Below are 22051 nucleotides of genomic sequence, written 5' to 3'. Positions count from 1 at the left end.
TACTTGATACTCGATACTAATTACTTACTACTAATTAGTACTTACCTGTCAATTCTTTAGCTACTGTTTCCAGTACGCCAGTCAACTGGTCATCAAATTTACCTGCTTTAAGGGCTGCCAACACTTCAGGGTGGCGTTGCTCTAACTGGCTTGTATATTCTGCTTCAAACTCACGGATCTTGTTAACCGGTACGTTACGCATCAGGTTTTTAGTACCTAAGTAGATGATAGCTACCTGTTTTTCTACCGTTACCGGAGAGAACTGGCCTTGCTTCAAAATTTCTACGTTACGTGCACCTTTATCAATTACGTTTTTGGTTGACGCATCTAAATCCGAACCGAATTTAGAGAATGCCTCAAGTTCACGATATTGTGCCTGGTCAAGTTTAAGTGTACCGGCAACTTTCTTCATCGATTTGATCTGCGCGTTACCACCCACACGTGATACCGAGATACCTACGTTAATTGCCGGGCGGATACCTGCTAAGAACAAGTTAGACTCTAAGAAGATCTGACCATCAGTAATTGAAATTACGTTGGTAGGGATATATGCAGATACGTCACCAGCCTGTGTTTCGATAATAGGCAAAGCGGTTAATGATCCACCACCTTTAACAATGTGCCTGATAGACTCCGGCAAATCGTTCATTTGCTGCGCGATGCTATCGTTGCTGTTAACTTTAGCGGCACGTTCTAATAAACGGCTGTGCAGGTAAAATACGTCACCCGGGTAAGCCTCACGGCCCGGTGGGCGGCGTAATAACAATGAAACCTCACGATAAGCTACCGCTTGTTTAGAAAGATCATCATAAACGATCAATGCAGGGCGACCTGTATCACGGAAGTACTCGCCAATTGCAGCACCTGCAAATGGAGCAAAGAACTGCATGGTAGCAGAGTCTGATGCATTAGCCGCAACAACGATAGAGTAAGGCATAGCACCATTCTCTTCTAATGTGCGTACAATGTTTGCAACTGTAGAAGCCTTTTGGCCACAAGCTACATATATACAATATACCGGCGCGCCGGCATCGTAAAATTCTTTTTGGTTAATAATGGTATCGATACAAACAGCGGTTTTACCAGTTTGGCGGTCACCAATAACTAACTCGCGCTGGCCACGGCCAATCGGGATCATCGCATCAATAGCTTTGATACCTGTTTGTAATGGCTCAGTTACCGGCTGGCGATAGATAACACCCGGCGCTTTACGCTCCAAAGGCATTTCGTACGTTTCGCCGATGATCGGTCCTTTACCATCAATTGGGGTACCCAAGGTATCCACAACACGGCCAAGCATGCCTTCGCCTACGTTGATAGATGCGATACGGTTGGTGCGTTTTACATTGTCACCTTCCTTGATATCGTCAGACCTACCCAACAATACCACACCTACGTTATCTTCTTCAAGGTTTAATACTATACCTTGTAAACCGTTATCAAATTCAACCAGTTCACCTGATTGTACTTTAGTTAGTCCGTAAACGCGTGCAATACCGTCACCCACCTGGAGCACGGTACCCACTTCTTCTAATTCAGATTCTGACTTAAAGCCCGCTAATTGCTGACGCAAAATTGCTGATACTTCGTCTGGTCTTACCTCTACCATTTTTGAATTTATTTTAGAGTTTTAATTTAATACTATTTGATTGCAACCTGTGCAAATTCCTTTTTCATTCGTTTTAAGCTGCTGGCTATGCTGGTATCAACCTGCCTGTCGCCTACAGTAAGCACAAAACCACCAATTAACGATGGGTCAACTTTATCAGTAAGCTTAACCGTGCCGCCAATCGCTTTCTGCACATCGTCAAGCATTTTTTGCTTATTCTCTGCAGATAGTGGTGACGCGGTTGTTACTTTGGCATTTGTAATTTGGTTCTTCACATCGTATAAACCAATAAACTCCTGCGCGGTAGTGTATAACACTTCGCCACGGCCTTTATTGATCATGATGTTTAAGAATGCAATAGTTACCTTGTTAACTTTGCTGCCAAAAACATCAGCCAGTATATGTACCTTTTTACTGTGCGATATAATGGGGTTAGCCAAAACAGCACCCAACTCCGGGCTACTTTTTACAGTACCCAAAAAAAGCTCCATATCAGTTTTAACCTCTTCAAGGGCTTTTTGCTCCCCGGCAAGGTCAATTAGTGCTTTCGCGTATCTTAATGCTACTGTTATTTCTGACATCGTTCTTGAGATTTGAGATGTGACATTTGAGATGTGAGACTGCTTGTCTTATGTCTCAAATCTACCATCCCATGTCTAATATTATAACTTAACTTCTTTTAACAGCTCTGCAACTAATGCATCCTGTTTGCCCTGGTCTTCAAACTGCTTGCGCAATACTTTCTCCGCAATCTCAATAGATAAAGCAGCAACCTGGTTTTTTACATCTGCCATAGCAATTGTTTTTTGGTTGTGGATATCAATACGGGCAAGCTCTATCTGGCGTGCACCTTCTTTGTGTGCAGCATCTTTAGCATCAGCTATGATCTGGTCTTTCACCTTTTTAGCTTCCTGCAAAATAGCATCACGCTCTATACGCGCTTGTTTTAAAAGAACTTCGTTCTCGTTGGTTAAACGAGCCATTTCTTCTTTAGCAGCCTCAGCTTTTGACAGCGAGTCTTCAATAAAGCGCTCGCGCTCGTCAAGGGCACCCATAATAGGTTTCCAGGCAAATTTGGCAAGTAAGAAAAACAGCACCAGGAACGATACTGTTGTCCAGAACACTAAACCAATCTCGGGGGTAACTAATGGATTCATTATATATGATGTATATATTTTAACATTCAATTTAATAACCGTGCCCGCAGCCAATCGCTACGGGTACGGTTAATTTTTTAATCCTCTTGAAGGGATGAAATATTATTTCAAGCCTAAGAAAGATACAACCACACCAAACAAAGCAGCACCCTCTACAAGGGCAGCAGCGATGATCATTGCAGTTTGGATTTTTGAAGCAGCTTCTGGCTGACGAGCAATACCTTCAACAGCTTTACCACCAATTTGACCGATACCTATACCGGCACCAATTACGGCTAAACCTGCACCAAGTGCAGCGATACTTCCAAACATTGTTTTAAATTTAAAGTGTATATATTAATATAATTATTTGCAAAAAATTAGTGGTGGTGCTCCTCAATAGCTGTACCGATAAATAATGCGGTTAACAGCGTAAAGATGAACGCCTGCAGTGCTGCTACCAGCAACTCCAATACATCCATAAATACCACAAAAGCTACTGATACCGGCGCAATGCCTACCGACTTGAACACAAATATCAGTGATATTAAGCTAAGCACAATAATGTGGCCTGCTGTAATGTTGGCAAACAAACGTATCATTAACGCGAAAGGGCGTGAGATGATACCCACCAACTCGATAACCCACCATAAAGGCCAGATCCAAACAGGCACATCGGCCGGGATGAAAATGTGTTTCCAATAGTGTTTGTTACCGTTAAGATTTACTACTATTAATGTGATAACAGAAAGCACAAGCGTTACCGCTATATTACCCGTTAAGTTTGCACCACCCGGGAAGAAAGGCACAAGGCCTATCATGTTGTTGATCCAGATAAAGAAAAACACGGTTAATAACAACGGCATAAAGCGCTGGTATTTGTAACCGATGTTTGGGCGGGCGATATCGTCCCTTACAAAAAGGATAAGCGGCTCCATAAAAGATTGTAAACCCTTAGGTGCTTTGCCCTGGCGTTTTTTGTATGCCGATGATACGCTAAAGAAGATGATAAGCAGGAAAGCGATACCCATCCACATGCTTGCCACGTTACGGGTGATAGAAAAGTCGATTAAACTACTGTTCCATTTTACAATGCTTGCGCTTTCGGCAACAGTATTATTTTCGCCAACAATATTTACTTTATCGTTTATTAAACGGTATGTGTAGTATTTGCCAACGTAGTCTGCATGGCCATGCTCGAAATGCGATGAAGAAAATACTTCAAGGCCTTTATCAGTGTACAATACAACCGGAAGTGGTAACGAAGTTTCGCCCCAAAGGTGTAAAGAATGAGAGTCGGCAATGTGTTCTAAAATAACCTCGCTTGGCTCAAACTTCTTTTCAGCGCCTTCGGCATGTTCAGCGTGTTCTTCCTGCGAAAAAGCCGGTATTGAAAATGCGGTCAGCGTTAAAAAAACGGCACAAATTCGTAAAAGTGTAAAAATTTTTGATTTCAAAATTGAGCTTTTATACATCTAAATAAAGTTTTTTACTTTAAATTTTGGTTGCGCAAGTTACGTAATAACACGTAAACTTCAAAGGCCGTATTTAAGAAATATAAGTAAAAGAAATTGCCCGCAAAAACGCCCTTTTCTACCTTGTTTTTCATCAAAAATATCACCATAAACGCCAGGCAGGCCAATATTTTAAAAGTAGTCCCGGCCAAAAAAACCTGGGCGTAGTTTTCGGGGTTTATTTTTTGGGTAAATAATATGGCCATTACTATTAAAAACGTAAGGCCTGTAATGTAGGCGAACATCCCCCAGAAATAGGGCATCAATAAATTAGGGTATCCTGCCATTGAAACGCCAAAAGGCAGGGCGGCAAGTACCGCCACAAAAATGGCAAACGATATAAGTGCAGGTTGAATCTTCAATTTCGTACAGATCTGATAACGATGAACAATGATATAAACACCCCGGCAAGCGACAGCGCTGCGGTTACCCACATGGTATCGTGTTGGTTGGCTTTGTCTATTTTATAACCGGCGAATGCAAAGATGCCGATAATAGCTATCATCTGGAACGCCAGCCCGGTATATTTGGCGTAAGCGTTTACTGCTTTGCCCCCTTCTTCGGGTTGCTTTTGTTCATTTTGTGCCATGCGGCAAATTTATTAAACCTATTGAATAGTATTTAGTAAATTAGCGATACTTTTTATATCCATTTTCTATGAAAATTTTATTGGACATTCAGGATGACAAGGCTTCGTTTGTATTAGAAGTTTTAAAAAACTTTAAATACGTGAAAACCAAACCGTTGACAGATGAGAACAGTCGTTTTCTAAGCGAATTAAAAGAGGCTGTAGAAGATGTTAAGCTGATAAAGGCCGGTAAACTTAAGGGCAGACCTGCGGAGGAATTGCTTGATGAGTTATAATGTTATCACGCTTCATTCATTTGATAAGCAGGCAAAACGTCTCGTAAAAAAGTATCCCTCATTAAAAATCGAATTAGGTGAATTAATAAGGTCATTAAAAAGCGAACCTAAACAGGGTACCTCTTTAGGTTCAAGTTGTTTTAAGATACGGCTATCTATCGCAAGTAAAGGGAAAGGTAAAAGTGGCGGAGGTAGAATTATCACGCATTTACATTTCTCAGAAAATACCGTTATTCTTTTAAGTTTATACGATAAAGCCGAACAAACAAATATATCAGACGCTGCAATTAAAGAATTATTAAAATATATCTATTAACCAAAAACAATTGAGGCCAACTTCTACCCTTTCTTTAGCTAAGTTATTGTTGCTTGCCATACTTGTGGCTGTTGCCGGCTGTTCGCTCGAGAAAAAGAGCGGGCTTAACCGCGGCCTGCAAAATTTAACAGCCAAATACAATATCTTGTTTAATGCCAAAGAGATCCTTCGCCAAAAACAAGAAGCTTATGAAGCCGGGTATGTTGACGATTACAGTGAACTGCTAAGCGTTTACCGCGATACCATAACCAAAAGCGATGTACCCGATAAAGAGTTGGACCTGGTTAAAGAGAAAGCCAATACCATCATCAGCGTTAAAGAGCAAAGCCATTATTTAGGCGATGCCTATCTGTTACTAAGCAAGGCCAATTATCTCGATGGAAATTACTTTGACGCGGTAGAGTATGCCAATTATGTTATCCGCTCGTTTGGCAGCAATATTGAGCTTAAACAAGAGGCATTGGTTTACAAGGCGCGTTCATTACTATACATCAATCAGCCTAACGATGCTAAAACTGCTTTGGATAGCGCCCTTGCTGAGATCAACCCTAAAAAAAATATTACGGGCGATGTGTACGCCACCAAACTCCAGTATGATATAAACGTACAAGATTACGCAGATGCCGAAGCCATGGCGAAACTGGCGGTAGAAAACGCACACGGTAAAGAGCGCGAATTACGCTGGACATTTATTCTTGCGCAATTGCAGGAAATGAACCACAAACCTGTTGATGCGGTTGCCAATTATGATCGCGTTAGCAAAAGCAACGCGATATTTGACATGGCCTTTAATGCCAACCTTAACCGCATCCGTATTGAGGACATGCAGAATGGCGTTAAAGTAAGCCGCCTTACCCGCCTGCGGTCGCTACTTAAAAACGCTAATAATAAAGATTTTACCGACCAGGTATATTTCCAGATAGCGCAGATCCAGTACAACGATGGCGAAATAGATAACGCGCTGAAAAGCTACAGGCAATCCATCAACTACAGCACAAAAAATCAAAATCAAAAGGGACTGTCTTACCTGCGTATGGCCGATGTGTATTTTAAGAATAAGGGTGATTACACCGGCGCCAAAAACTTTTATGACAGCGCGTTGGTGAGCCTGTCGCCAAATTACCCTAACTATCATATCATTAAAAAGAAGGCCGACAACCTTCAGGTATTGGCCGATAGGTTGCAGGTAATTGACCGCGAAGATACCTTACAGATGCTTGCCAAACTTGATGAACCAACCCGCCTTGCCCGCATCGATAAAATGGTGGAGGCAAAAATATTAAGATCGCAACCTGCACAAGTAAATAATGCCCAGGCACGTAGTGCTATCAATGTAAACCAAACGGCACAAGAGAGTGTGCCCAATGGCGATAACTTTTACTTTAGCAATGCCAACGCGGTAAGCCAGGGTTTTAGCAGCTTTAAGCGTGTTTGGGGTAACCGCCGTTTAGAGGATAACTGGCGCAGGGCCAATCGCGCGGGCAGCGACATTACCCAAAACAATTCTGTAGCCATACAAGCAACCGACCCGGATGGCGGCGCAAACGACCTGATCAGCAACAACGCCAACAAGGTTACAGCAGGCAATTACAGGCAGGAGCTTTTACAGAACCTGCCGCTTACACCCTCGTTACTGGCACAGTCTAACAAGCGCAGTTACGATGCTTATCTGGATATTGCCAACTTTTACCGCGATATATTGGATGATAAAAAAGAAGCTATTGCAGCCTACGAACTTATCTTAAGGCGTTTCCCAAATAACGATAATACCGCGGCAATATATTATAACCTATACCGCCTGTACAGCGATACAGACCCTGCATCCTCAAATAAGTATAAAGATCTGTTGGTGAAAAACTACCCGCAAACGCCATTTGCCAGGATCATCCTCGACCCGGAGTACAGTAAGCACATCAATGATGAGGATACCGGCTTCAGCATACTATATAATAATATATACGATCTGTATGCAACCAGGCAGTATGCAAAGGTTATTACCGCATCGGAGGCTTTGCTGGCGCAATATCCAAACAACCGGTTTGCATCGCAGATCTATTATCTGCGCGCCTTTGCTGCGGGTCACTTGAGGCCATTAACTCCTTTTAATACCGATCTGCAAAACATCGCAACCAAATACCCCAACGATAAACTGATAACCCCGTTGGTTAATCAGCATTTGGCGTACATCGTTGCCAACCGTTCAGAACTATCATTACGTAGCGTGGTAATATCTGATCGTGAAACAAACGACTCACAGTTTACCCTGCCTATCCCCTACCAAAAAGAAACTGAATTTAGGGTACTTGCAGAAAAATATATACCGCGACCCGATGTGCGCAAACCAGAGCCGAAACCGGTTACGCCACCTTTGGTAAAAGAGCCAAAAGCTTCAGAAATAACTTCCGCTACGCCAAAGGTTGAAAAACCTGCAGAGGTTGCCGTTGTTAAAGAATCTGTAAAAGAAACGACTGTTGAAACTAAAACTGATATTTTGCCACCGGTAACGCAATCGGCACAGGTTACTGCACCTGTTGTTACACTACCTGCGGTTGCACCTGTTAAGCAAACCCCATCGATATTTAGCTTGCGCGATAGTACCAATTATTACCTGGTGATAAATGTAAGCAGCGGCGCAATCAATCTGTCGTCATCTCGTTTTGGTATTGGGCAGTTCAACAGGGTTAGTTATAACAGCGCCGGCATCAAACACCAGCTAAAAGCCGTTGGATACGATAACCAACTGATATATATTGGGCGCTTTGCCAATCTTGCAAGTGTTAAAGATTATGCCCGTAAGATTTTACCGCTGATGCCGGATATTATGAAGGTGCCGCAGGATAAATACAGCTTTTTTATTATAACACAAGAAAATCTGAATAAATTAGCCGACCGAAAAAAACTGGATAGTTATACAGACTATTATCAACAAAACTACTAAAAAACAGATGATCAATAAAGTTTCGCAACAGGATATTAAACGTTACAACTGGTATATATGGCGTTTTGTGATCGCCTGTTTCTCTTTTTTCGTGCTGATGATACTGCTTATCGCGTTCCAGGTGTTTGGCCCGTTGCCGTCATTCGCCGAGCTGGAAAACCCTAAAAGCGACCAGGCATCAGAGATCATCTCGTCAGATAAGCGGGTTATTGGCAAATATTATATCAAGAACCGCACAAGTGTTACTTATAAACAGATTTCGCCAAACATTATCAATGCATTAATTGCTACCGAGGATACCCGCTTTTACCAGCACTCGGGGATAGATTTTCAGCGTACGTTCAGCATAATATTTTATAACCTTATTGGCAAAAAACAAGGTGGTAGTACCATTACCCAGCAGTTGGCGTTAAACCTTTTTTCGGAGCGGTCGCACAACCCTTTTAAACGCGTCATTCAAAAACTACAGGAGTGGATCACCGCGGTTAAGATAGAACGTAACTACACTAAGGAAGAGATCCTTACCCTGTACATGAACACCGTAGATTTTGGCGCTTATAACACTTATGGCATCAGTTCGGCATCGCGTACTTACTTTAATACTACACCAGATAAACTTACGCCGGACCAGGCTGCTTTATTGATTGGGATGATAAATGGCCCTGGTATTTACTCGCCCATAAACCACCCCGATAACGCTAAAAACCGCCGTAATTTTGTTCTTCGCCGTATGGATGAAGAGGGCTTTTTAAGCGCCGGACAGGCAGATGAATATAAAGCAAAACCACTTGGTTTAACCTTTAGCCCTATAGACCATAACGACGGTATTGCAACCTATTTTAGGGCTATACTTAAAAAAGAGGTGCAAAAAATATTGGTTGATAAATCGATCATGAAACCCGATGGCACCCCTTACGACCTCGACCGCAACGGCCTAAAAATATACACTACCATTGATGCCACCATGCAGCAATATGCCGAGGACGCGCAGAAAGAATATATGCGTACCCTGCAGGCGCAGTTTAACGCCCACTGGAAAGGGATTAGTCTTTGGAAAAGCATCCCAAACTTTAAATCACTGCTTGATAAAGGCATGTACAGGTCAGACAGATATATCGCCCTAAAATCGCAGGGGGCATCCGAAGAAGAGATCCGTGCTGATTTTAATAAGCCTGCCAAAATGAATTTATTTACCTGGCGTGGCGATATCGATACACTAATGAGGCCTATCGATTCTATTGTGTATTGTAAAATGCTGCTGCGTAACGCGCTTATGAGTATGGATCCAACAACCGGCTACATCAAAGCTTGGGTGGGCGGTACCAACTTTGAACATTTTAAATACGACCAGGTAAAAATGGGTACCAGGCAGGTAGGTTCTACCGCTAAACCATTTACTTACGCCGTGGCTATTGATGATGGGATTTCGCCTTGCCAGCAAGTGGCCAATGAGCCTATCACCATTACCGGCTATGGTGCCGACTGGACGCCACGTTCGTCGCCAAGCGAAACTGTGCCGGGTGTAATCACCTTGCGCACCGCGCTTGCCCGTTCGCAAAACTGGGTTACCGCCTATGTAATGAACGAGGTTAAGCCCGTCCCGGTTATGGAACTGATCAAAAAAATGGGGATCACCAGTAACGTCCCTCCTTATCCTTCTATTTGTTTAGGTACGTTCGATGCATCGGTTTTTGATATGACGGGTGCTTACTCGGCATTTGCCAACCAGGGTGTATGGACAGAGCCTACCTACCTGTTGCGTATCGAAGATAAAAACGGGAACGTTTTATATAACAATACGCCGCGCATAGTGCAAGCTATGAACGAGCAAACCGCTTATGTGATGACCTACATGCTAAAAGGCGTTATTGACGAGGGTACCGGTTATCGCTTACGTGCCAAATATGGCCTTACCAACCCCATCGGCGGCAAAACAGGCACTACGCAAGACAACTCCGACGGATGGTTTATGGGCATTACTCCGCAACTGGTTACCGGCGTATGGACAGGTTGCGAAGACCGCGACATCCACTTCCGGTCTACCCGCCTTGGCGAAGGTGCCAATACCGCACTGCCTATATTTGCAGGTTACATGAAAAGAGTTTACGCCAACCCATCCTTAGGGATCAAAAAGAATGTAGACTTTGTAGCGCCAAAATCCGGCGTATCTATCACGCTGGATTGTGGGGCCTACAGCCAACAGCAAAAAGGCACTAATGAGGTGGATAAAAAATTAGACTTTTAGAACTTGTTATAAAGTTGAAATGTTGTAAGGTTTAAAGGTTGTCTTTATGATTGATTCAACATTACAACCTTAAAACGTTCCAACCTTTCAACAAAAGATGGAGAAATTCGATTACAAGGAAGCTTTAAAAAATATACCGCACAAACCGGGTGTATATCAATATTGGGACAGCGAAAAACAGCTCATTTATATTGGTAAGGCAAAAGACCTGCGTAACCGTGTGGGTTCGTACTTTAATAAAGACACCCAAATAAATGCCAAAACGCGGGTGCTTGTTTCCAAGATCCGTAACATCACTTTCACTATTGTAGATACCGAGGTGGATGCCTGGCTGCTGGAAAACAGCATGATCAAGAAGCATCAGCCCCGCTATAATGTGATGCTGAAGGATGATAAAACCTACCCCTGGATCATTATCAAGAACGAGAACTATCCCCGCATATTCTGGACCCGCCGCATCATTAAGGATGGCTCCAAATACCTTGGCCCTTATGCCTCTGTAAGTATGATGCATACCATTTTGGGGCTGATAAAAGAAACTTATGCCCTGCGTACCTGCAGCCTTAACCTTACCCGCGAGAATATCGAAAAAGGCAAGTTTAAAGTTTGTCTGGAATATCAGTTAGGCAACTGCAAAGGCCCTTGTCAGGATTTCCAATCTGAGGCCGACTACGACAATAATATTGGCGAGATAACCGACGTGCTCAACGGGAAGATAGGCAACGTTGTACGTGGCTTAAAAAGCGACCTGGACAAAGCGGTAAGCGAGCTTAACTTCGAGCTGGCCCATCGTTTAAAACGTAAACAAGATCTGCTGGAGAACTACCAAAGCAAATCTACTGTGGTAAATTCTTCTATCACCGATGTGGATGTGTTTAGCATTGCATCCGAGGAGAAATATGCGTTTGTAAACTTCCTGAAAGTGATGAACGGCACCATCACTCAAACCCAAACTATCGAACTTAAAAAACGCCTTGACGAAACCGACGAGGAATTGTTAAGCATCGCTATAACCGAGTTCAGGACCAGATATAACAGCACTTCTAAAGAGATCATCGTCCCTTTTAATATCGATGTAGAAGATGAGAAGCTAAAATTTACGGTGCCTAAACTGGGCGAGAAACGCAAGTTATTAGATCTGTCGCAAAAGAATGTGATGTTCTTCAAAAAGGAAAAGATAGACCAGTACGAAAGGCTGAACCCCGATGTTCGCGTGGACCGCCTGCTTACGTTGATGATGAAGGACCTGCGGATGAACACCCTGCCTCGCCATATAGAATGTTTTGACAACTCCAACTTCCAGGGTGCGTATCCGGTATCGGCCATTGTAGTGTTTAAGGATGGTAAACCATCAAAAAAAGATTACCGCTTTTTCAATGTAAAAACCGTTGTCGGTCCTGATGACTTTGCCACTATGGAAGAGGCCGTGCACCGCCGCTACCGCCGCATGCTTGATGAGGGTACCGAGCTACCACAACTCATCATCATTGATGGTGGTAAAGGCCAGCTATCATCAGCGATGAAAAGCTTGAGGTTACTGGGTATAGATAAACAGGTAACCGTTATAGGCATTGCCAAACGTTTGGAAGAACTATACTATCCCGGCGACCAATATCCGCTATACCTTGACAAACGATCTGAAACGCTTAAAGTGATCCAGCAGTTGCGCGACGAGGCCCACCGTTTTGGTATTACCGCTCACCGTAAAAAACGGGACAAAGGCACCTTAGCCACCGAACTTGAACTAATACCCGGCATAGGTACAACCACCGCCGACAAGCTTTTGAAATACTTCAAATCCGTGAAAAAAATCCGCGAAGCAACTGAAACCGAGTTGCAGGAGGTGGTAAATTTGAAGCAGGCTAAATCTATTACACAGTACTTTAATCCATCGGTTAGTGATGTGACGGGTTTGCAATAAGGTCATACATGCAATTAACACGTCGTCGCGAGTAGAGATGGCGACGTCGGGCAATCTTCGATAGAAACATCAGCGACTGTGTAAACCGGGGATTGCTACGCCACGTTCCAATTAAGGGTCAGTAGGATTACAAGGAAGCACTGAGACATAAAAAAAGCCCATATGCAAACGCATACGGGCTTCAATATTTTCATGCTAAATTACTCGCTGTATTTCCAAAGATTAAGTTCATAATCAAGTATGGTTTTTTTGATCCTTTCAGACTCATAAAGCTTATCAATACCTTGCGCGTAATCGCGTATGCGTTCGTCTTTATCGTTTGATTGTTTCACAATGTAGCTGGTAAAAATACGCTTCACAAAGCAATCGTCAAAGCTTAAGCCTGTTGCATCATTGTTACGGCTAACCGCTTCTTTAACTGCCAATACTTTCCTTGCTTCATCAAAGTAGATCCAAAAAGCCGGTTGGTAATCCAACTCTAAACCTGCTGCTTTAGGTTTATAAAGTGGTGCGATACCAATGATACGTGGTTCAAATACAGAACGCTGCCTGTCAAAATACCAATCCTCTTTAATGCGGAACTTAACAACGCTATCCGGGTTAAATTCACCTGCCTGGATCGTTGATCCTATTTTGTTACCGTCTTTATCAAACTTATCTACCACCGAGCTATCTGCCATGCGGGCACGTGCCTGCCCTACACCTAAAGGCCTGCTAAAGCTATCACCGTTAGGGTCATCTTTAGTGGGCGATGGGTCATAGGCTGTAAGTTCACCAAGATCGATAGCATTCATTAACACATCTATCAGCCTGCCTTTTGGCGAGCCAAGATATTGGTTCATCTTCTCGCGAAGGTCAATCTCTCGCCACACACGTTTTGCAAACATTACATCAGCTTCGCGCAGGTTAGCATAAGGGGTTACCTTTGCACTAAGGATATTGTTTTTCTTGTAATAACCATCCATCGGGCGGTCAAAAGGTTTTTTCCTGTTAGTATCAACAGCCGTTAAATTTGTGCCTGTCGCCTGTCTATCAGGGTTAACACGCAAAGTAACAGGGGCTGTTGTCCTTGCCCTTGTCCCGGCTTTTTTGGTTGTTCTTTTTTTGGTTTGAGCGAATGAAGCGCTGCAAGCAAGGCAAAGTACAATGATCAAAAATCTTGTTTTCATAATCTTCTTAATTAGCCAATAGTATTATCGGGTCAAGCCCGCGCTGTGTGCCATCGGGGCCTACAGCAACTATATCCTGGAATACAACGGTAGTGCCCGGCGTAACACCGTTCATAGCAGAGCGCATTGCGCCAGATAACTCGCCACCCGTGGTTGTTAAGCTAACAGCATCCTGGCGTGGTTTGATAATAATTAAGTTAAACCTGGTAACGTTGAATTTAGCGTCGAACTCAAAGTTATCCAATTTTGCAAAAAGCCTGTCTTGCGCACGGATATTGGCAGCACTGGTTTTACCACCGCTTTTGCCGGCAAACATCGCTTTAGGATCCGGGATCCGTTTTACACGGAAATCCATCGCGCCTAATACCATGCCTTTATCGCCCAGTACGGTAACTTTAGCAACACCCGGCGAAGTTACATTTGCTGTATAGTGCCCGCCTGAACCAGATACCGAGCCACCGCTCATGCTTACTTTTATACTTTCTTTGGGTACGCCTGGTGCCGAAACCGACAATGGGTTTGGTACACCAATGTACAATACATTCATTTTATCAGGAGACACCACTGCCGATGGTTTTGCAACCATATAGCTACCATTAATATCATAAGATTTTGGTGGTCCGTCTACTTGTTTAACAAACAATTTACCTGTCCAATTCCTGACACCTTCGCCGCTTGCAGTTGTAGTATAAGTACCAACACCGTTTGTAGTTGGTACAGCAGAACCACCTACAGTAATTGTAGGATCAGACTTAGAATCGTAAGCGGTTAAATAGATATCTGCTTTATATTGCTGGCCAGATAGCACATAATTGCTCGATGGTACTACCACTGCCCTAAACTCGTTTAAGGTTACCTGTGCCTGGTCAACTTTCCCTAATATCTTTTTAACTACTTCATTCTCGGCGTTTTTATTATCTGCCTGTATTTTTGCTAAAGTGGTTAAAGCAGCACCTAACGGGATGCCTTCTCCAAAATAACCGGTTTGGAAGGTTTTAGATGGATAGCCAGGACGTTTTGGTGGATCGTTTGCATTTAATGAAAAATTAACACCCGCACCATCTTTACCTAACAACCCGATCAGTTTAGCCTTTGTAGCTTCAATTTTTTGCTTTAACACATCGGCTTTTTTATCGTTTATCATCACTTCTGATGATATGTCAAGGCTTTCTCTCGCATTAACGTCATTGATCTCGGGGTTTATACCACCACCTTTTTCAACTAACTCTTTCTTGAGTTCTTCAATATACCCGTTAAGTTCAGCAGAGACCTTAGTTGCCTCTTTAGCAGTAGCTAAAAGTTTATTTGCTTTTTCGGGTTGCTCTTTAACCTTTGTTGCCACAAATGCCGAGTAGGTATTATCTAAACCGGTAGTAACGTTTACGCGCGATTGGTCTAAGCTGTTTGTGATATTCTTGAACGAGTCCAGTAGGCTGTCCGGTACGTTTAAGGCTATAAGCCCTAATAGTACCAGGTACAGTATACCTATCATCCGCTGTCTTGGGGTTTCTTTACCTCCGGCCATGCTTTATATTATCTGTGTTGGTATACTTAATATGTTAGTTAACCCTTGGCTGGTTCATTGCTGTAAGCATGTTACCATACACCGAATTCAATGACGCAAGGTTTTTAGCTAAACGGCCAACCTCATCTTTAAACTGTTTAGAATCGTCTAACGATTCGTTAAAGTTATTCATTGTTAACGACAGGTTTTTGTAGAAGCTGTTCATCGCTTTTAAGTGCGCGCTCGAGTCTTGCAACTCCAGTTCGTACACCGCGTTTAACGATGAAAGGTTTTTAGCCAGGTTAGTAACCTGATCATGGTAAGCTTTAGAATCGATGTTAGTGCCTGCCATTTCATTTAAATTAGCAGACGCTTTCTCAAAAGCATTGCTTAAACCATCGTAGCTTGCAGTTGCCTGTTTTACTTTGTTTGTAAAAGCAATTGTAGCATCACCTGCATCGGTCACCCTTGAAATGGCGTTAACCTTATCACCAAATGTGCGCAAGCCTTCGCCTAAGCTGCCAATAAGCTCGGGGCCTATTTTAGCGTCAGACAGCATTTTGTCTAAAGCAGCAGTGTTTGAAAAACTGTCGCCACCAGATATAGCAGGCCTTGAAGACGATTTTGGCAATTCGCCAGAAAAATCTTCATTCAATTCGGGATATACACGTACCCAATCCACGTCTTTATCTTCTCGTTGTAAACCGAGGATAAAAAACAATATAGCCTCAGTACCTAATCCAAGTGTTATAAATTCTGAAGCGAACTTCCAGTGTTGAATTTTAAACAGCAACCCAATTATAACAACTGTAGCTCCAATTGATATAATATTCCCAATTCCGAAAGGTTTCTTTTTACCAGCCATAAACTTTAGTAAAGATGATTTGTATTTGTTAGTTTGTTTTGAATTAGCGTTTGTCCTTGATATCGCGACCAAGGAATGGGGTTACACAGCGGAAACCGATATACGATTTCGCGGTGTCCTGGTACTCGAAAGTACTGGTTGAGTTTTGAAGGAAGTAACCGATATCTTTCCAAGAGCCGCCGCGTACAACTTTACGTTTTAGTACTTCGGGGTCGCTCGCTTTTGCTTCGTAATCAAATGTTGGCGCAAGGTCATGCACAAATGTTGATGCAGATTCATCGTAAGCAGATGAGGTCCACTCGGCAACGTTACCGGCCATGTTGTACAAACCGTAATCGTTAGGGAAGTATGATCTTACGTTAACTGTGTAAGCACCGCCATCATCAGTATAATTACCACGGCCCGGCTTAAAGTTGGCCATCAAACATCCTTTGGCATTTTTAATGTAAGGGCCGCCCCAGGGGTAGTCGGTTCCTATCCTGCCGCCACGTGCTGCATATTCAAATTCAGCATCGTTTGGTAATGCAAATGGTTGATTGTGCGGGATGTGGCGCTTGTCTTTAGCACCATCGCTTAACCGTGTGCGCCATGCAGTAAATGCACGGGCCTGGCGCCAGGTAACACCCACAACCGGGTAGTTACGGTAAGCAGGGTGAGAAAAATAACCCTCAACCATTGGCTCATTGGCTGCATACGAGAAATCGTTAAGCCAAACCAATGTATCCGGGTAAACGCCTACGGTATCGCGTAAAATGAAATCAGAACGTTTTTTTGTTTTATCGTTACGATAGTTTGATGCATCGCGCAGTGTAAATAACGCGTAGTTGTATTTTAACATACGTACGTCTATCTCGTTACGGTCAAACACACGGTCATCGCCCTGGTAGTAAAGTCCTTGTAATTTTTGTTGGTTCGCCGAGGCGTTTTTGCCACGTGTACTAAATACCGGGTTGTTCTCAACATATTTCCAGTTGATGTATTTCCTGCCGTTTGGATCTGCAGCTGCGCCTTTTTTAGGCTGATAGTAATATTTTGTATCGTTTAAGTAGTTGGTTATAGCAATAGAATCTCGCACCCAAAATACAAACTGCTTGTATTTGGTATTAGAGATCTCCGTTTCATCCATAAAAAACGGAGGAACTGTAACTTGTTTGGTTTGTGCTGTTTGTGCAAATGTTACATCCTGATCTGTTTGACCCATTAAAAACGTACCACCCTTAATATAAACCATGTTAAGGGGAGTTGTTGCCCTGAAAGAACGTTGCTTAACCCCTATAACCTCGCCACTTGAAGCACCACCGCCGCCACCTATCCCGCATCCGGTTAATATAGTACCGGCCAAAACTATTATTAAAAAGTATACTTGTTTCATTTTGTATCCAAAATCAGTCAATATCTATTAATCCTATGTAACAGAACGTACCCCCGAATATATCACTTTTACAGTAACCAAACAGAAAAAATGTTTTTAAAATCTAATAAACAATGCTAATAGTTAAAAAAAACGCCCTTCGATTTCGATAGTACATCAAAGAGTACGATAAAAAATATTTCGTTATTACATAAATACTTTCACCGTTATACGGGCTATTCTGAAAAATGTTGCGGTTTGGCAACTGTTAAATTTTAATTATTTGTTGGCTTGCTTAACGTATTGGTCTATCGCCATGGTCATGGAGGGTGCGGCAGGTGTAGGTGCGGGGATATCCAGGATCAGTCCGGCCTCTAAAACAGCCTTATGTGTAGTTGCGCCAAAAGCTGCTATACGGGTATTATTCTGCTTAAAATTGGGGAAGTTTTTGTACAACGACTGGATACTTGACGGGCTAAAGAACGCTATAACATCATAAAACACTTCGGCAAGGTCGCTTAGATCGCTGCATACAGTGCGGAAAAGCACAGCGGGTGTAAAGTTATAACCGTTATCTAATAAGAACTTTTGGGTTTCTTCGGCCGCTACGTCAGAGCAGGGGTACAGGAATTTTTCGGCAGCATGTTTCTTTAAAACCTCGGCCAGGTCGGCGGCGGTTTGTTTACCAAAAAATATTTTCCGCTTACGGTATTGGATGTATTTTTGGAGGTAAAGGGCGATGGTTTCAGACAGGCAGAAATATTTCATTTCTACCGGAACCTCAAAGCGCATCTCCTCGCAAATACGAAAGAAATGGTCTGCGGAGTTACGGCTGGTAAATATAACGGCGGTAAAATCGGCCAAGTTAATTTTTTCCTTACGGAAATCCTTAGCAGGCACACCTTCTACGTGGATAAACGACCTAAAATCAATTTTTAAATTAAGCTTTTTAGCTAATTCAGCATAGGGATTTTTATCATTCTCGGGTTTCGGCAGCGTAACTAATATGCTTTTAACCTTTTTCTTTCTATCTTCCAATGCCATGTTTAATTCTACCTAAATCCTATATTAAGTGCCTTAATCAATATTAATATGGGGCAAATTTCAAGGGCACAAAGATAGACAAATAAATAAAATTTATGAAATCGAAAATTTGAAATAATACTTACGCTGCTACGCAAGTACTGCCATATAAATATCACTATCACAAATAGTAATGTAAGTACCAGTAAAAAGGGAATAAATTTATCGGCTATAAGGCTGAAACATAGCGCTACGGGTAAAAAAACAAAGGTTATATTAAAATATGTAAGTGATAAGGCCGAGATATATTCGGACACTAACTTATTGATATCAAACACAAAGCCTAAGAACTTTAATACCAGGAACTTACTGGCAAACAGCGCTATAATAACAAACGAGAGGGTTGCAAAAAGCTGGAAACCGGCAATTGTATAATAAACTTTATAATAACCTGTGGTTAACAAATAAAGGAACAGGCCGCAGGTAAAACCAAATAGCAGGAACAAACCTACAAATGTCCAAAAGTTTATGGGGCTATCCTCCTTTCCTGCCTGGGTGCTGCTTTTTCGGTTATAAAACGATTGGAAAACGTTGCTCATATCCTTGCTGGAGAATATGTTTAAGCCCGATGCAAATAATAACAAAATGATAATAATGGCAATAACCCAAATATCGCGCGATGGCCTTGTGTGCCCATATCCCTGCTTACTTCTCGCTTTGGTAGATAAGCTAAAATACAGGTCGCCTTTGTAAGCATTGGCTTTTAAAATGCTATCCACGAACATGTTGGGGCGGTTAGGATCTGGTGCCTGAACATATAACATCGCAAGGGAGTCCGACTCGAATTTTTCACGTGCCGCTGTAGCATGCGCAACCGAATCTAAAAATGGCAACGGGCCTTTAAACCTTGAGCGTATGCGGACGCTATCTGCAGGCTTTTGTACCGAATCGGCCTGCGCGTAAGCAGCAGTGCATCCTGTAACAACCATAAATACCAAACAAATAAACCAGCGCATGTAAATATAACCCGTGTATGGCGGCAAATTTAGGCAAATAAAAGCGGTTAGGCTAAAGCATGCGAAATTTCAACTACTTAGCAAATTGCCTTAGGTGATGGTCGCTGTGTTTATAAACCAAATAGCCAATTTGCTCTTTCTCTATCTTCCCGAAAAAGGGGTGCGTAATACTTGTGTTAGTCGAATTGCCATATTCTTCTAACAGTGCTATCCAATATTTTTTGGCCGCGAAGAAATCGCCGGTGGTTGATGCCTCTACAAGGGCCGGAACTGTTGGGGTACTTTTACTAAGTGGGCTCTCATCTTTGGTTAATGATCTTAGCGCTATTTTGCCAAATATATAGCCGATGATGGCTCGTTTAAATTGCGTTTTTCCGAGCATCATCTCCTCGTACAAAGCACAATGTCTCACCATTTGATAGGCATTCATTTTGCCCCATTCAGCTTTGGTGTCCTCGGTTAAGCTGTTGATACGATCTATCAAACCGTCGCGGGTGAGTTTGTCAAATATAGTTTTCATTATCCGTTGGTGTAAGTTAAGCAAACTTAAGCACTCCCCACAATATCCACGGGGGTTATTATGACAACTTAACGGGGCAAATGCGCCAATCATCGTACAAAACAGAATTACTTATCTTTGCGGCATGGCCGGTATTTACATCCACATCCCTTTTTGCAAGCAAGCCTGCCATTACTGCGATTTCCATTTCAGCACATCGGCTAAGTACAAGGACGAGATGGTGGATGCGCTTTTAAAGGAAATAGCCCTTCAAAAAGGCTACCTCAATAACGAAACCATCGAAACCATTTATTTTGGTGGCGGTACGCCGTCGGTGCTTTCTGCGGATGAGATCATCCGCATTATCAATATCATTACCGAGTTGCACACCGTATCGGCAGATGCGGAGATAACCCTCGAGGCCAACCCCGATGACCTGGACCAGCAAAAAATAAACGCCTTCAGGCATACGCCGGTAAATAGGTTCAGCATTGGCATCCAGTCGTTTTTTGATGAGGACCTGCAATGGATGAACCGTGTGCACCGCGCCAACGAAGCCGAAGCATCGGTAAAGCGGGCACAGGATGCAGGGTTTGAAAACATTACTGTCGACCTGATATATGGCTATCCCATGCTTACCGATGTAAAATGGAAACACAACCTAAATAAGGTATTTGAACTGGGCATCCCCCATGTATCTGCCTATAGCATGACGGTTGAGCCGCAAACCGCGCTGGCTACCTTCATCAGCAAAAAAAAGCAGCAACCCATGAGCGAGGCTCAAAGCGCCGGGCAGTTCACCATAATGCTGGATGCCATGGAAAGCAACGGGTTTGAGCAGTACGAGATCTCGAACTTTTGCAAATCCGGCCAATATTCGCGCCATAATTCCAATTACTGGCGGGGTGTAAAATACCTGGGAATCGGCCCATCGGCACATTCTTTTAATGGCGATACCCGCCAATGGAATATAGCTAATAACACTAAGTACATTAAAAGCTTAGTAGAAAACACTATCCCCGCCGAAGTGGAGATCCTGACGGAAACCAACCGATTGAACGAGTATATCATGACCGCGCTCCGCACCATTTGGGGCATGGACCTGGACAAGCTTGATTGCATTGCATCCGGCGCTAAAAACGATGTTTTAAAGGCCGCCAGGCCATATTTTGACGATGGCAGCATCGCCCAAAATGGCACTGTACTTACCCTTACCCCGCACGGCAAATTATACGCAGATAACATAGCGGCGGCATTATTCTTTTAACATTCAAAAAACTTAGCAATAGCGAATGGTTGTTGGAATTATATCCTGCAATTAAAACCGCCTGCAATTTTACGGCGTATCTTCTTTCAAATAATTACACCTAAAAAACATGAAAAAATTAATCATCGCGGCCTTTGCTTTAGCAGCTATAGCAATAGCCCCAAATGCAAATGCTCAAACTAAAATGGTTGGTGGCGCAGCAATGTACCCAACAAAAAACATTGTAGAAAACGCTGTAAACTCTAAAGACCATACCACATTGGTTGCTGCTGTTAAAGCCGCGGGTTTAGTAGAAACTTTGCAATCTGCAGGCCCGTTCACCGTGTTTGCACCAACAAATGAAGCTTTTGACAAATTGCCAAAAGGCACTGTTGAAACTTTGGTAAAACCAGAGAACAAAGCAACACTTACAAAAATCTTAACCTACCACGTAGTAGCAGGTAAATGGAGCGCAGCGCAATTAGCAGCTAAAATCAAAGCTGGTAATGGTACTGCCGAGTTAACTACTGTTAGCGGCGGCGTTTTAAAAGCCATGATGGATGGTAAAAAAATATACCTTGTTGACGAAAAAGGTGGCAAAAGCTGGGTAACCATTGCCGATGTTAACCAAAGCAACGGTGTTATCCACGTAGTGAACACTGTGTTGATGCCAAACTAATGAGTTGGCAGTTAGTGGTAAGCAGTTAGCCTAAGTAGATGTGTGAGGCGAGAATGCAAAACTGTAAACTCCTAACTGCAACTTATTTATACTGCCTATGAAAGCCCGGTTGCAAAAGCGCCGGGCTTCTTTTTTGTCAGTTACCAAATCACAATT

Annotated in this window: 21 protein-coding genes; 7 read left to right on the top strand and 14 right to left on the bottom strand. The window is 42.8% G+C overall.

What is annotated here, in order from left to right:
* Positions 1-34: 34 nt before the first annotated feature.
* From atpA to ABIB39_RS06635, 7 genes are all read right to left on the bottom strand, one after another.
* Positions 35-1609, bottom strand: coding sequence for a F0F1 ATP synthase subunit alpha (gene atpA, locus ABIB39_RS06665; RefSeq protein WP_354428390.1), 1575 nt, complete (start codon positions 1607-1609; stop codon positions 35-37).
* A 32-nt stretch (positions 1610-1641) separates the two neighbouring features.
* A complete protein-coding gene (gene atpH / locus ABIB39_RS06660; RefSeq protein ID WP_354428389.1) occupies positions 1642-2190 on the bottom strand; it encodes an ATP synthase F1 subunit delta in 549 nt (182 codons plus the stop codon).
* A gap of 81 nt (positions 2191-2271) precedes the next feature.
* Entirely contained in the window at positions 2272-2766 is a 495-nt protein-coding gene (gene atpF, locus ABIB39_RS06655) for a F0F1 ATP synthase subunit B (RefSeq protein ID WP_354428388.1), read from the bottom strand.
* 102 nt (positions 2767-2868) lie between these two features.
* A complete protein-coding gene (gene atpE, locus ABIB39_RS06650) occupies positions 2869-3078 on the bottom strand; it encodes an ATP synthase F0 subunit C (protein ID WP_191173613.1) in 210 nt (69 codons plus the stop codon).
* A gap of 47 nt (positions 3079-3125) precedes the next feature.
* Positions 3126-4202 carry a F0F1 ATP synthase subunit A gene (gene atpB, locus ABIB39_RS06645; RefSeq protein WP_354428386.1) on the bottom strand — a complete coding sequence of 359 codons (1077 nt, stop codon included), beginning with the start codon at positions 4200-4202 and terminating at the stop codon, positions 3126-3128.
* A gap of 32 nt (positions 4203-4234) precedes the next feature.
* Positions 4235-4621, bottom strand: coding sequence for a hypothetical protein (locus ABIB39_RS06640; protein WP_354428384.1), 387 nt, complete (start codon positions 4619-4621; stop codon positions 4235-4237).
* Complete coding sequence (locus ABIB39_RS06635) at positions 4618-4848, bottom strand: AtpZ/AtpI family protein (protein WP_354428382.1); 231 nt, start codon at positions 4846-4848, stop codon at positions 4618-4620. Before ABIB39_RS06635 ends, ABIB39_RS06640 begins: the two co-directional genes overlap by 4 nt.
* A 68-nt stretch (positions 4849-4916) precedes the next feature.
* Here ABIB39_RS06635 and ABIB39_RS06630 point away from each other — a divergent pair, with 68 nt between their 5' ends.
* The 5 genes from ABIB39_RS06630 to uvrC all read left to right on the top strand — a co-directional run bounded on the left by ABIB39_RS06630 (position 4917) and on the right by uvrC (position 12543).
* Complete coding sequence (locus ABIB39_RS06630; protein WP_354428381.1) at positions 4917-5123, top strand: hypothetical protein; 207 nt, start codon at positions 4917-4919, stop codon at positions 5121-5123.
* On the top strand, positions 5113-5439 hold the full coding sequence (locus ABIB39_RS06625; protein WP_354428379.1) for a type II toxin-antitoxin system RelE/ParE family toxin: 327 nt from the start codon (positions 5113-5115) through the stop codon (positions 5437-5439). The genes ABIB39_RS06630 and ABIB39_RS06625 overlap by 11 nt, the downstream gene beginning before the upstream one ends.
* A gap of 10 nt (positions 5440-5449) precedes the next feature.
* Positions 5450-8377 (top strand): type IX secretion system periplasmic lipoprotein PorW/SprE, encoded by a 2928-nt coding sequence (gene porW, locus ABIB39_RS06620; protein WP_354428378.1) that lies wholly within the window; start codon positions 5450-5452, stop codon positions 8375-8377.
* Between the two features lie 7 nt (positions 8378-8384).
* Positions 8385-10622: a penicillin-binding protein 1A gene (locus ABIB39_RS06615; protein ID WP_354428376.1), complete on the top strand. Its 2238-nt coding sequence runs from the start codon at positions 8385-8387 to the stop codon at positions 10620-10622.
* Positions 10623-10719: 97 nt separating this feature from the next.
* The gene (uvrC, locus tag ABIB39_RS06610) at positions 10720-12543 is read left to right on the top strand and encodes an excinuclease ABC subunit UvrC (protein WP_354428374.1); all 1824 of its coding nucleotides are present in this window, start codon (positions 10720-10722) and stop codon (positions 12541-12543) included.
* Between the two features lie 200 nt (positions 12544-12743).
* Here the strand turns inward: uvrC and porN are convergent, their stop codons facing one another.
* The 7 genes from porN to ABIB39_RS06575 form a co-directional block, all read right to left on the bottom strand.
* On the bottom strand, positions 12744-13712 hold the full coding sequence (gene porN / locus ABIB39_RS06605; RefSeq protein WP_354428372.1) for a type IX secretion system ring subunit PorN/GldN: 969 nt from the start codon (positions 13710-13712) through the stop codon (positions 12744-12746).
* A 7-nt stretch (positions 13713-13719) separates the two neighbouring features.
* On the bottom strand, positions 13720-15237 hold the full coding sequence (porM, locus tag ABIB39_RS06600) for a type IX secretion system motor protein PorM/GldM (RefSeq protein ID WP_354428371.1): 1518 nt from the start codon (positions 15235-15237) through the stop codon (positions 13720-13722).
* A 34-nt stretch (positions 15238-15271) separates the two neighbouring features.
* A complete protein-coding gene (porL, locus tag ABIB39_RS06595; protein WP_354428369.1) occupies positions 15272-16081 on the bottom strand; it encodes a type IX secretion system motor protein PorL/GldL in 810 nt (269 codons plus the stop codon).
* 43 nt (positions 16082-16124) lie between these two features.
* The gene (porK, locus tag ABIB39_RS06590; RefSeq protein WP_354428368.1) at positions 16125-17453 is read right to left on the bottom strand and encodes a T9SS ring complex lipoprotein PorK/GldK; all 1329 of its coding nucleotides are present in this window, start codon (positions 17451-17453) and stop codon (positions 16125-16127) included.
* A 258-nt stretch (positions 17454-17711) separates the two neighbouring features.
* Complete coding sequence (locus ABIB39_RS06585) at positions 17712-18476, bottom strand: uroporphyrinogen-III synthase (protein WP_354428366.1); 765 nt, start codon at positions 18474-18476, stop codon at positions 17712-17714.
* Between the two features lie 8 nt (positions 18477-18484).
* Positions 18485-19471 (bottom strand): DUF4271 domain-containing protein, encoded by a 987-nt coding sequence (locus ABIB39_RS06580; protein ID WP_354428364.1) that lies wholly within the window; start codon positions 19469-19471, stop codon positions 18485-18487.
* A gap of 73 nt (positions 19472-19544) precedes the next feature.
* Positions 19545-19991, bottom strand: coding sequence for a DUF1569 domain-containing protein (locus ABIB39_RS06575; protein ID WP_354428362.1), 447 nt, complete (start codon positions 19989-19991; stop codon positions 19545-19547).
* Positions 19992-20115: 124 nt separating this feature from the next.
* On the opposite strand from ABIB39_RS06575, the gene hemW reads away from it, so the two are divergent.
* Together hemW and ABIB39_RS06565 are read left to right on the top strand one after the other, a co-directional pair.
* Positions 20116-21237, top strand: coding sequence for a radical SAM family heme chaperone HemW (hemW, locus tag ABIB39_RS06570; protein WP_354428360.1), 1122 nt, complete (start codon positions 20116-20118; stop codon positions 21235-21237).
* A 109-nt stretch (positions 21238-21346) separates the two neighbouring features.
* Complete coding sequence (locus ABIB39_RS06565) at positions 21347-21895, top strand: fasciclin domain-containing protein (RefSeq protein ID WP_354428358.1); 549 nt, start codon at positions 21347-21349, stop codon at positions 21893-21895.
* The last annotated feature ends 156 nt before the right edge of the window (positions 21896-22051 follow it).

The organism is Mucilaginibacter sp. UYP27 (assembly GCF_040547175.1).
Classification (GTDB): domain Bacteria; phylum Bacteroidota; class Bacteroidia; order Sphingobacteriales; family Sphingobacteriaceae; genus Mucilaginibacter.
This window is presented reverse-complemented; position numbering and strand designations above follow the sequence as displayed.

Bases quoted from the DNA above. Each gene is read 5' to 3' on its own strand.
- atpA (WP_354428390.1), bottom strand. From the start codon at position 1,609: ATGGTAGAGGTAAGACCAGACGAAGTATCAGCAATTTTGCGTCAGCAA.
- atpH (WP_354428389.1), bottom strand. From the start codon at position 2,190: ATGTCAGAAATAACAGTAGCATTAAGATACGCGAAAGCACTAATTGAC.
- atpF (WP_354428388.1), bottom strand. From the start codon at position 2,766: ATGAATCCATTAGTTACCCCCGAGATTGGTTTAGTGTTCTGGACAACA.
- atpE (WP_191173613.1), bottom strand. From the start codon at position 3,078: ATGTTTGGAAGTATCGCTGCACTTGGTGCAGGTTTAGCCGTAATTGGT.
- ABIB39_RS06635 (WP_354428382.1), bottom strand. From the start codon at position 4,848: ATGGCACAAAATGAACAAAAGCAACCCGAAGAAGGGGGCAAAGCAGTA.
- ABIB39_RS06630 (WP_354428381.1), top strand. From the start codon at position 4,917: ATGAAAATTTTATTGGACATTCAGGATGACAAGGCTTCGTTTGTATTA.
- ABIB39_RS06625 (WP_354428379.1), top strand. From the start codon at position 5,113: ATGAGTTATAATGTTATCACGCTTCATTCATTTGATAAGCAGGCAAAA.
- ABIB39_RS06615 (WP_354428376.1), top strand. From the start codon at position 8,385: ATGATCAATAAAGTTTCGCAACAGGATATTAAACGTTACAACTGGTAT.
- uvrC (WP_354428374.1), top strand. From the start codon at position 10,720: ATGGAGAAATTCGATTACAAGGAAGCTTTAAAAAATATACCGCACAAA.
- porN (WP_354428372.1), bottom strand. From the start codon at position 13,712: ATGAAAACAAGATTTTTGATCATTGTACTTTGCCTTGCTTGCAGCGCT.
- porM (WP_354428371.1), bottom strand. From the start codon at position 15,237: ATGGCCGGAGGTAAAGAAACCCCAAGACAGCGGATGATAGGTATACTG.
- porL (WP_354428369.1), bottom strand. From the start codon at position 16,081: ATGGCTGGTAAAAAGAAACCTTTCGGAATTGGGAATATTATATCAATT.
- porK (WP_354428368.1), bottom strand. From the start codon at position 17,453: ATGAAACAAGTATACTTTTTAATAATAGTTTTGGCCGGTACTATATTA.
- ABIB39_RS06585 (WP_354428366.1), bottom strand. From the start codon at position 18,476: ATGGCATTGGAAGATAGAAAGAAAAAGGTTAAAAGCATATTAGTTACG.
- ABIB39_RS06580 (WP_354428364.1), bottom strand. From the start codon at position 19,471: ATGCGCTGGTTTATTTGTTTGGTATTTATGGTTGTTACAGGATGCACT.
- ABIB39_RS06575 (WP_354428362.1), bottom strand. From the start codon at position 19,991: ATGAAAACTATATTTGACAAACTCACCCGCGACGGTTTGATAGATCGT.
- hemW (WP_354428360.1), top strand. From the start codon at position 20,116: ATGGCCGGTATTTACATCCACATCCCTTTTTGCAAGCAAGCCTGCCAT.
- ABIB39_RS06565 (WP_354428358.1), top strand. From the start codon at position 21,347: ATGAAAAAATTAATCATCGCGGCCTTTGCTTTAGCAGCTATAGCAATA.